This is a genomic window from Streptomyces pseudogriseolus (assembly GCA_002154585.1).
Lineage (GTDB): Bacteria > Actinomycetota > Actinomycetes > Streptomycetales > Streptomycetaceae > Streptomyces > Streptomyces pseudogriseolus.
In genome coordinates, this window is record MUNG01000042.1 from 1 (window position 1) to 9,474 (window position 9,474).

10 protein-coding genes are annotated in these 9,474 nt (G+C 73.7%); 5 read left to right on the plus strand and 5 right to left on the minus strand.

Annotated features, from left to right (window positions below):
• The coding region (locus CCN29_RS05750) for an SDR family oxidoreductase (RefSeq protein WP_086680365.1) at window positions 1-956 on the minus strand (956 nt) is incomplete at its 3' end.
• A 100-nt stretch (window positions 957-1,056) separates the two neighbouring features.
• On the opposite strand from CCN29_RS05750, the gene CCN29_RS05755 reads away from it, so the two are divergent.
• Together CCN29_RS05755 and CCN29_RS05760 are read left to right on the plus strand one after the other, a co-directional pair.
• Window positions 1,057-2,343, plus strand: coding sequence for an acetyl-CoA C-acetyltransferase (locus CCN29_RS05755; protein ID WP_086680368.1), 1,287 nt, complete (start codon window positions 1,057-1,059; stop codon window positions 2,341-2,343).
• A 482-nt stretch (window positions 2,344-2,825) separates the two neighbouring features.
• Entirely contained in the window at window positions 2,826-4,748 is a 1,923-nt protein-coding gene (locus CCN29_RS05760; RefSeq protein WP_006133205.1) for an AMP-dependent synthetase/ligase, read from the plus strand.
• A 7-nt stretch (window positions 4,749-4,755) separates the two neighbouring features.
• Here CCN29_RS05760 and CCN29_RS05765 read toward each other — a convergent pair whose 3' ends face one another.
• The 3 genes from CCN29_RS05765 to CCN29_RS05775 all read right to left on the minus strand — a co-directional run bounded on the left by CCN29_RS05765 (window position 4,756) and on the right by CCN29_RS05775 (window position 6,561).
• The gene (locus CCN29_RS05765; protein WP_031062960.1) at window positions 4,756-5,469 is read right to left on the minus strand and encodes a class I SAM-dependent methyltransferase; all 714 of its coding nucleotides are present in this window, start codon (window positions 5,467-5,469) and stop codon (window positions 4,756-4,758) included.
• A gap of 64 nt (window positions 5,470-5,533) precedes the next feature.
• The gene (locus tag CCN29_RS05770; protein ID WP_420711918.1) at window positions 5,534-5,830 is read right to left on the minus strand and encodes an AzlD domain-containing protein; all 297 of its coding nucleotides are present in this window, start codon (window positions 5,828-5,830) and stop codon (window positions 5,534-5,536) included.
• Window positions 5,831-5,844: 14 nt separating this feature from the next.
• Complete coding sequence (locus CCN29_RS05775; protein WP_031062955.1) at window positions 5,845-6,561, minus strand: AzlC family ABC transporter permease; 717 nt, start codon at window positions 6,559-6,561, stop codon at window positions 5,845-5,847.
• Window positions 6,562-6,629: 68 nt separating this feature from the next.
• On the opposite strand from CCN29_RS05775, the gene CCN29_RS05780 reads away from it, so the two are divergent.
• The gene (locus CCN29_RS05780; protein WP_086680371.1) at window positions 6,630-7,196 is read left to right on the plus strand and encodes a helix-turn-helix domain-containing protein; all 567 of its coding nucleotides are present in this window, start codon (window positions 6,630-6,632) and stop codon (window positions 7,194-7,196) included.
• 195 nt (window positions 7,197-7,391) lie between these two features.
• Here CCN29_RS05780 and CCN29_RS05785 read toward each other — a convergent pair whose 3' ends face one another.
• On the minus strand, window positions 7,392-7,595 hold the full coding sequence (locus CCN29_RS05785; RefSeq protein WP_006133199.1) for a cold-shock protein: 204 nt from the start codon (window positions 7,593-7,595) through the stop codon (window positions 7,392-7,394).
• A gap of 295 nt (window positions 7,596-7,890) precedes the next feature.
• Here CCN29_RS05785 and CCN29_RS05790 point away from each other — a divergent pair, with 295 nt between their 5' ends.
• Both CCN29_RS05790 and CCN29_RS05795 read left to right on the plus strand, forming a co-directional pair.
• Window positions 7,891-8,739 carry a menaquinone biosynthetic enzyme MqnA/MqnD family protein gene (locus CCN29_RS05790; RefSeq protein WP_086680373.1) on the plus strand — a complete coding sequence of 283 codons (849 nt, stop codon included), beginning with the start codon at window positions 7,891-7,893 and terminating at the stop codon, window positions 8,737-8,739.
• Window positions 8,740-8,844: 105 nt separating this feature from the next.
• Window positions 8,845-9,474: serine/threonine-protein kinase (locus CCN29_RS05795; RefSeq protein ID WP_143661282.1), on the plus strand; the 630-nt coding region annotated here is incomplete at its 3' end.

Here is a 9,474-nt window from a genome sequence, read left to right on the forward strand (position 1 = left end):
GCGGTGGCGACGATCCGGCCGTCGCGGCGCAGCGCCCCGGCCTCGAGGAGCGCGTCGGTGGTGCGCAGCACGCTGCCCAGGTTCACGTCCAGTACCGGACTCCAGCGGTCCTTGGGCATGTTGACGAGGCGGCGGTCGCGGGTGATGCCCGCGTTGTGGACGAGTACGTCCAGTCCGCCGGGGAGCGCGTCGGCGGCGGTCATGTCGAGCAGCAGCACGCTGCCACCGATGCGTTCGGCGACCCGGCGGGCGTCCTGTTCGGCCTGCGGCACGTCGAGGACGACCACGTCGGCGCCGTCGCGGGCCAGGGTCGCGGCGACGGCCTCGCCGATGCCGCGCGCGGCGCCGGTGACCAGGGCGGTGCGGCCGGTCAGGGGGCGGTCGGCGTCCTCGGGGGCGGGGCTCGCCTGGTCGCCGACGGCGATGACCTGGCCGCTGACGTAGGCGGACTTGGGGGAGAGCAGGAAGCGCAGGGTGGACTCGGCGGCGGGGGCGTCGGTGAGGCGGACCAGGTTGACGGTCCTGCCGCCGCCGGTCTCCTTGCCGAGGGAGCGGGTGAAGCCCTCCAGCGCCTGCTGGGCGGCGGCCTGGTGGTGGTCGCCGGGGTCGAGCGGGGCGCCGAGCACGACGATCCGGCCGCTCTCGGCGACGGACCGGACGACGGGGTGCAGGGCGGCGTGCACCCCGTCGAGGTCCTCGACGGTGCGTACGCCGGTGGCGTCCAGGACCACGGCGGCGGGCCTCCCCGCGGTCTCGTCGGCGGGGAGTCCGGTGCGGGCCAGGACGGGGGCGAGGGCGAGGCGGGAGGCGCCCGCGGTGAGATGGAGCAGCCCGCCGTCCAGCGCCGGCCGCTCCGGTGACCAGCGGCGCAGCGGGGCGGGCCGGGGCAGGCCCAGGCGGCGCGTGAGGAAGCGGCCCGGCGCGGTGCCGGTGAAGCGCAGATAGCGGTCGGCCATCGGGGACTCCCAGGGATGCGTGCGAAGGGCTCGCCCATTGCTTACTCTGGAGTAAGGTTACCGGAGGTAATCCTATGTCACGGTTGAGGAGCAGGTCGAGATGAGCACCCTGAAGCCGGCCACCGTGCGGCGCGTCGCGGTCATCGGCGGCAGCCGCGTCCCGTTCGCCCGCTCCGACGGGCCCTACGCCACCGCCTCCAACCAGGAGATGCTCACCGCCGCCCTGGACGGCCTCGTCGACCGGTACGACCTCCAGCAGCCCGGCGCGGTGGACGAGTTCGTCGCCGGTGCGGTCCTCAAGCACAGCCGCGACTTCAACCTCGCCCGCGAGACCGTCCTCGGCTCCCGCCTCGACCCCCGCACCCCCGCCTACGACATTCAGCAGGCCTGCGGCACCGGACTCCAGGCGGTCGTCGCCGCCGCCAACAAGATCGCCCTCGGCCAGACCGACGCCGCGGTCGCCGGCGGCTCCGACACCGCGAGCGACGCGCCCCTCGGCGTCAACGACGACCTGCGCAAGGTGCTGCTGGAGGCGCGCCGCGCCAAGACCCTCGGCGCCCGCCTCAAGGCGCTCGCCAAGGTGCGCCCCGGCCACCTCGTCCCCGACATCCCGCGCAACGCCGAGCCGCGCACCGGGCTGTCCATGGGCGAGCACGCCGCCGTCACGGCCCGCGCCTGGGGCGTCACCCGCGAGGCCCAGGACGAACTCGCCGCCGCCAGCCACCAGAAGCTCGCCGCCGCCTACGAGCGGGGCTTCTTCCAGGACCTGGTGGTGCCCTTCCGCGGCCTGGCCCGCGACCAGAACCTGCGCCCCGGCTCGACGGTCGCCAAACTCGCGACGCTCAAGCCGGTGTTCGGCCTCGACGGACCCGAACCCACCATGACGGCGGGCAACTCCACCCCGCTCACCGACGGCGCCGCCGTCGTGCTGCTGGCGAGCGAGGAGTGGGCCGAGCGGCGCGGCCTGGAACCGCTGGCCTACCTCACCGCCTACGAGACCGCCGCCGTCGACTTCGTGCACGGCGACGTCGCCGACGGCGAGGACGGCCTGCTGATGGCGCCCGCGTACGCGGTGCCGCGCATGCTGGAGCGGGCCGGGCTGGGCCTGGACGACTTCGACCTGGTCGAGGTGCACGAGGCGTTCGCCTCCCAGGTGCTGGCCACCCTGGCCGCCTGGGAGAAGCGCGGTCTGCCGCCCGTCGACCGGGCGCGGCTGAACGTGGCAGGGTCCTCCCTCGCCACCGGCCACCCCTTCGCCGCCACCGGCGCCCGCATCGTGGCGACCCTCGCCAAGCTGCTCGCCGAGCGGGACGCCCCCGGCCGCGGGCTGATCTCGATCTGCGCGGCCGGCGGACAGGGCGTCACGGCCGTCCTGGAGCGGCCCTGAGCAGCGCGGGGCCGGGACCCGCACGGCCCCCGTGCGGGTCCGGGGGTCCCGGGCGGATTCCGGGCGGGTTCCGGGATGAGCCTCGAACGGGTTCCGTACAGGCCCCGAGTCGAGGCTCGAACGGGTGCCGTACGAGCGTCGGGCCGAGCGTCGTTCGGGTCCCGTACGAGACCCGGGAGGTGCCCCGGACGGTCCCGGAGGTGCCCCGGACGTGCTCGAACAGGCCCTGTACGGACCGAGCCGAGCCACGAACGGGTCCTGTACGGGTCATACCTGAGTGACCCTCACGTAACCCCCGACACTGCACACCCTTGATCCCGCTCCACCTCCGAACCGGCACGAACCCCTCACGCCGGAGCCGTACGATCCCCGCACCGACCGGTGGCGTCCCGAGCCGTGGACGCCTCCGGTGAACGCCTCGGCGTGCGAGGCACGTACGTCGTGGCACCCCGCAGTTCGCCTGCACGCCCCAGGAGCCGCTCGTGACCACCCCGCACCACGCCACCGCTCTCGACGCCGACGTCCACGGGGCGCCCGTCCTCGTCCCGCCGGCCACCCGCCGGCTGGACGGGGCCGTCCGGGAGGCGTCCGTGCCGCCGTTCGCGCAGCCGGTGCGGCACGGCTCGCTCGCCGACCTGCCGTTCGAGAACGCGAACGCGGCGCCCGGCGACGTCGTCCTCAGCCGGAAGGGCGGGGACGGCTCCTGGCGGGACGTCACGGCGGAACGATTCGCCGCCGAGGTCCTCGCCGCCGCGAAGGGACTCGTCGCCGAGGGCCTCACCCCCGGCGACCGCGTCGCGATCATGGCCCGCACCGTCTACGAGTGGACCGTCCTCGACTTCGCCGCCTGGGCCGCCGGCCTGGTCACCGTCCCCGTCTATCCCACCTCGTCCGCCTACCAGGCCCGCTGGATCCTCCAGGACTCCGGCGCCGTCGCCCTGATCACCGAGACGGCCGGCCAGGCCGCCGCCATCGGCCCGGAACTGCCGCACCTGCCCGACCTGCGGCACGTGTGGGTCATGGAGAAGGGGCACGTCGACGCCCTCGCGGACGCCGGCGCCCACATACCCGACCACGAGATCGAGGTGCGCCGGGGCATGCTCGGCCCCGACACCCTCGCCACCCTCGTCTACACCTCCGGCACCACCGGCCGGCCCAAGGGCTGCGCCCTCACCCACGGCAACTTCTTCGCCGAGGTGGACAACGCCGTCGAGCTGCTCTACCCCGTCTTCCGGGACCGCACCAACGACGAGGCGTCGGTCCTGCTCTTCCTTCCGATGTCCCATGTCTTCGGCCGCATGGTCGCCATCGCCTGCGTGCGCGCCCGGGTGCGCCTCGGGCACGCGCCCAGTCTGGCCGCCGAGGACCTGCTGCCCGACCTGGCGAGCTTCCGGCCCACCTGCCTGCTCACCATCCCGTACATGCTGGAGAAGGTGTTCAACACCGCCCGCGCCAAGGCCGAGGCGGGCGGCCGGCAGTCCACCTTCGACCGTGCGGCGTCGGTGGCCCGCCGCTACGGCGAGGCCCTGGAGGCCCGGCAGACCGGCGCCGGCAGCGGCCCCTCCCGCTCCCTGAAGACGGCCCGCGCCTTCTACGACCCGCTCGTGTACCGAAGAATCCGCAACGCCATGGGCGGCAGGGTCCGCTACGCCATCTGCGGCGGCTCCCCGCTGGGCCGCCCCCTCGCCGCCTTCTACGCCGGAGTCGGCATCGAGATCTTCGAGGGTTACGGCCTCACCGAGACCACCGGCGCCTCGACCGTGACACCCCCGCTGAAGCCCCGCCTGGGCACCGTCGGCTGGCCCCTGCCCGGCACCAAGATCCGTATCGCCGCGGACGGCGAGGTGCTGATCGCGGGCGAGCACGTGCTGCGCGGCTACTGGGACCCGCAGGCGGGCGGGGTCGTGCCCGCCACCCGGGACGGCTGGCTCGCCACCGGCGACCTCGGCGAACTGGACGACGAGGGCTATCTGACCATCACCGGCCGCAAGAAGGAGCTGATCATCACCGCGGGCGGCAAGAGCGTCGCCCCGGCCCCGCTGGAGAACTGGCTCCGCGCCCACCCCCTGATCTCCCAGGTGATGATCATCGGCGACCACCGCCCCTACGTGACCGCCCTGATCACCCTCGACCCCGACGGCATCACCCACTGGCGCCGGATGAACGGCAAGCACCCCGTCCCCGCGAAGCTCCTCGTCGACGACGAGGAGCTGCGGGCGATCCTCCAGCGCGCCCTCGACGAGGCCAACAAGATGCTGTCCCGCCCCGAGTCGATCCGGCGTTTCGCCGTGCTCCCGGAGGACTTCACGGAGGAGGCCGGCCATCTCACGCCGTCGATGAAGCTCCGCCGCGAGGCGATCCTGCGGGACTTCGCGGACGACGTGGAGGCGCTGTACGAGAGGTGACCCGGGGTCAGGAGGGGCGCTCGCCCGGCGCGCGGGCCATGAGGAACGACTGCGGGGTGGTCTCGCCCTGCCGCGTGTCGGCCTCCCGGACCGTGCGCTGCACCAGGGTGAAACCGGCCGCCTCCAGCAGCTCCGTGATCCGCTCCGGCCGCATCCGCCGGAAGTCCAGCGTCACCGGGTGGCCCCAGGGGTGCTCGTGCCGCCGGGGCTCGTCGCCCGTCTGGAAGGCCAGCAGGAGCAGCCCCCCGGGCGCGAGCACCCGCCGGAACTCGGCGTACACGGCGGGCAGCTCCTCCGGCGGCGTGTGGATCGTGGAGTACCAGGAGACGAGGCCGGCGAGGGAGCCGTCGGGGAGGTCCAGGGCGAGCATCGAGCCCTGCTCGAACCGCAGCCCCGGGTTCTCCCGGCGGGCGATCGCCAGCATCGACGCGGACAGGTCGACACCGTGGACGTCCAGACCGAGCGAGGCGAGATACCCGGTCACCCGGCCAGGACCGCACCCCACGTCCGCCACCGGCGCGCCCGCTCCGACCAGCTCGGCGAACCCGGCCATCACCGCCCGGTCCAGCGGCATGGCGGCGAGGGAGTCCCGGAACATCGCGGCGTAGTCCTCGGCGATCGCGTCGTAGAAGACGCGGGTCGTACGGACGTGCTCCGGGAAAGCGCGGGTCGTACGGACGTGCTCCGGCTGGTCGGCGTGCGCGGGTCGGCTCGTGGTCATGGCAGGGACGCTAGCGGCGGCCACTGACAACGCCTCAGGACGCCGGACCGGAGGCCGAGTCTCCCTACGGCACCCTGGCGGCCCGCAGCACCGCCGTCGCCGCCGCGGCGCCGAGCACCACCACCACGAACGGCGCCCGGCGCCACGCCAGCACTCCGCCCACGGCGACCCCGGCGGGCCGCGCCCACCCGGCGAACTCCCCGCCCTCGGTCAGCGCCCCCGTCGCCATCAGCGCCACCAGCAGCACCACGGCCCCGGCCGACAGCAGCACCCGCACCCGGTCCGGCAGCTCCACCCGCCCGTGCAGCACCGGCCCCACCAGCCGGAAGGCGTACGTCCCCACGGCCAGCGCGAGCACCATCACCGCCGTCCCGCTCACGACTGGGGCTCCTTCCGCTCCCCGGGCGCCCGTCCGTGCAGCGCCAGACCGGCGAGCGCGGCCAGCACCGGCACGCCCGCCGGTACGGCGGGGGTGAGCGCCAGGGCGAGCGCGGCGCCGGCGAGGGCGGCCCGGCGGACACCGGCGTCCTCGCGCAGGGCGGGCAGCACCAGGGCGGCCAGGACGGCGGGGAAGGCGGCGTCCAGGCCGTAGCGGGCGGTGTCGCCCAGCGCGCCGCCGGCCAGCGCGCCCGCCGCCACGCAGGCGTTCCACACGGCGAACAGCCCTACCCCCGAGACCCAGAAGGCGGCACGCCGCCGGGCCGGGTCCCGCTGGGCGAGGGTGAACGCCACGGTCTCGTCGGTCACCAGATGCGCGCCGACCAGGCGGGCGAGCCGGCTCCGTCCGATGTGCTCGGCGACCGCCAGACTGAACGCGGCCGTGCGGGTGTTGAGCAGCAGCCCCGTGGCCGCCGCCGCGACCGGGCCGCCGCCCGCGAGCAGCACGCCCACCGCGCTGAACTGGGCGGAGCCCGCGTACACCACCAGCGACATCACCACCGGCACCCATACGGGCAGGCCCCCGGCGACCGCGATCGCCCCGAACGACACGCCGACGACGCCTCCCGCGAGGCAGACCAGGGCCACGTCCCGGAGCAGACCGGGGTCGGGACGGCCGGGCCGGGACCAGGGTGTTCGCTGTACCGAACGCATGTTTTCTACAATGGACAGACGGATACGTGTTCGTCAAGGCGAACGAATGGAAGTCTGGAGCGAACGACATGACCGACGGCGCGCCGTCCCGCCTGCCCCTCGACTGGATCGCCGCGGCCCTGCGCCGCGAACGCACCCGCGCCGGGCTCTCCCTCTCCGAGCTGGCCAAACGCGCCGGGATCGCCAAGTCCACGCTGTCCCAGCTGGAGGCCGCCGGCGGCAATCCGAGCATGGAGACGCTGTGGGCGCTGGCGGTGGCGCTCGGTGTGCCGTTCAGCGCGCTGGTGGAGCCGCCGGCGCCCCGGGTCCAGGTGATCAGGGCGGGGGAGGGGCCGACCGTGCGCTCGGACCGGTCCAGCTATGTCGCCACCCTGCTGTCGGCGAGTCCCCCCGGCGCGCGGCGCGACCTGTACGCGGTGGACCTGGAGCCGGGGACGGTGCGGGCCTCCGACCCGCACATGCCGGGGACGGTGGAGCACGTCGTGGTGAGCGCGGGGCGGGTGTCGGCGGGTCCCGAGGGCGAGGAGCTGGAACTGGGCGTCGGAGACTACATGGCGTATCGCGGGGATGTGCCGCACCGTTATGAGGCGCTGGAGCCCGGCACGAGATTCGTGCTGATCATGCAGCACGTGTGAGGGGTCCTCCCGTACGGCTGCCGGGGGATTCCGTACGGGGCCGGGGAGCCGTTCGGTGGGAATTCACCGGAATTTCTCCGGGGGCGGGACGGGCCGGCCCTCCGGAGAAACCGGGAAAAAGGCAGGAGCCCCGTTCGCCTCGCGGCGTGGGGCTCCTTGGGTACTGCTAGTCGTTCCCGGATCGGAGGATCAGGGTCAGGCCGGGGTGACGTTCTCCGCCTGCGGGCCCTTCGGGCCCTGCGTGACGTCGAAGGTGACCTGCTGGTTCTCCTCGAGGGACCGGAAGCCGGTCGCGTTGATCGCGGAGTAGTGGACGAAGACGTCGGGGCCGCCGCCCTCCTGGGCGATGAATCCGAAGCCCTTTTCGGCGTTGAACCACTTCACGGTTCCGGTAGCCATAAGCCCTCCTTGGGCTCAAAGGGTTGCCCTGCTCCAGAACCAGCAAGTGTGAAGAAAATCCGCACAACTGCATCCGTCTGAGAACGACGAGAGCCCGCGGTCACATGCTCCGCAGGCTCTGTACTGCAAGGGAAACCAAACTGCAACTTGCGACGAGCCTAGCACGCGGACGCCGGATCGCAATAGAGGTCAAGATCACGTCACCCGAATGTTTGAACACCTCGTCCGTCACACCCGCGAACGCCCCGCCGGGGGCGACCGCCGGGCCGCACGGCGCTGGGTCTAGCCTCACGATGTGGACAATCCTCGCACCCGGCCGCGCGTCGGCCACATCCAGTTCCTGAACTGCCTGCCCCTGTACTGGGGGCTCGCGAGAACGGGCACGCTCCTCGACTTCGAGCTCACGAAGGACACCCCCGAGAAGCTCAGCGAGCAGCTGGTGCAGGGCGACCTCGACATCGGGCCCATCACCCTGGTCGAGTACCTCAAGCACGCGGACGAGCTCGTCGCCTTCCCCGACATCGCCGTCGGCTGCGACGGCCCGGTGATGTCCTGCGTGATCGTCTCGCAGGTCCCGCTGGACCGGCTCGACGGGGCCCGGGTCGCCCTCGGGTCGACCTCCCGCACCTCCGTACGGCTGGCCCAGCTCCTCCTCGCCGAGCGGTACGGCGTCCGGCCCGACTACTACACCTGCCCGCCCGACCTGAGCCTGATGATGCAGGAGGCGGAGGCGGCCGTCCTCATCGGCGACGCGGCCCTGCGCGCCAACATGGTCGACGGCCCGCGCTTCGGCCTCGAGGTGCACGACCTGGGCGCGCTGTGGAAGGAGTGGACGGGCCTGCCGTTCGTCTTCGCCGTCTGGGCGGCCCGCAAGGAGTACGCGGAACGCGAGCCCGCGCTCACCCGCAAGGTGCACGAGGCCTTCCTCGCCTCCCGCAACCTCTCCCTGGACGAGGTCGACAAGGTGGCCGAGCAGGCGGCCCGCTGGGAGGCCTTCGACGAGAAGACCCTGGCCCAGTACTTCACCACCCTCGACTTCCGATTCGGCCCCCCGCAGCTGGCGGCGGTCGCGGAGTTCGCCCGCAGGGTGGGGCCCACGACAGGGTTCCCGGCGGACGTCAGGGTGGAACTGCTGCGCCCCTGAGGCGGCGGACGCCCGCCCACGGCCGATCCGGGTCCCCCGCCCGGATCGGCCACTACGCTGGCTGGGCACCAAGGCGTACGGGCGTGACGGGGGAGGGGTGGCGCCATGCGGCCGCTCGATGCTGACGAACCCACGGTCGTGGGGCCCTACCGGCTGCTCGGACGGCTCGGCTCGGGCGGCATGGGCCGGGTCTACCTGGGCCGCAGCGCCGGGGGCCGGACGGTCGCGGTGAAGATCGTGCACCCCCACTTCGCGCTCGACGAGGAGTTCCGCGCCCGGTTCCGGCGCGAGGTCGACGCCGCCCGCCGGGTCGGCGGCGCCTGGACCGCCCCCGTGCTGGACGCCGACCCCGACGCCCGCGTCCCCTGGGTCGCCACCGCCTACGCGGCCGGCCCTTCCCTCACGGCCGCCGTCACCGAACGGGGCCCCCTGCCCGAGCACACCGTCCGCACGCTCGGCGCGGGGCTCGCCGAAGCCCTGACGGCGGTGCACGGCCTGGGCCTGGTGCACCGGGACGTCAAGCCGTCCAACGTGCTCCTCACCCTCGACGGTCCCCTGCTGATCGACTTCGGCATCGCCCGTGCCACGGACGGCACCGCGTCCCTGACCTCCACCGGCGTCTCGATCGGCTCACCCGGCTACATGTCCCCCGAGCAGATCCTCGGCAAGGGCGTCACCGGCGCGGCGGACGTCTTCTCCCTCGGCGCGGTCCTCGCCTACGCGGCGACCGGCGCG

What these genes read in the sequence shown, in the direction of transcription:
- CCN29_RS05755 (WP_086680368.1), top strand. Translation starts at nt 1,057, where the DNA reads ATGAGCACCCTGAAGCCGGCCACCGTGCGGCGCGTCGCGGTCATCGGC.
- CCN29_RS05765 (WP_031062960.1), bottom strand. Translation starts at nt 5,469, where the DNA reads ATGACCACGAGCCGACCCGCGCACGCCGACCAGCCGGAGCACGTCCGT.
- CCN29_RS05770 (WP_420711918.1), bottom strand. Translation starts at nt 5,830, where the DNA reads ATGGTGCTCGCGCTGGCCGTGGGGACGTACGCCTTCCGGCTGGTGGGG.
- CCN29_RS05775 (WP_031062955.1), bottom strand. Translation starts at nt 6,561, where the DNA reads ATGCGTTCGGTACAGCGAACACCCTGGTCCCGGCCCGGCCGTCCCGAC.
- CCN29_RS05780 (WP_086680371.1), top strand. Translation starts at nt 6,630, where the DNA reads ATGACCGACGGCGCGCCGTCCCGCCTGCCCCTCGACTGGATCGCCGCG.
- CCN29_RS05785 (WP_006133199.1), bottom strand. Translation starts at nt 7,595, where the DNA reads ATGGCTACCGGAACCGTGAAGTGGTTCAACGCCGAAAAGGGCTTCGGA.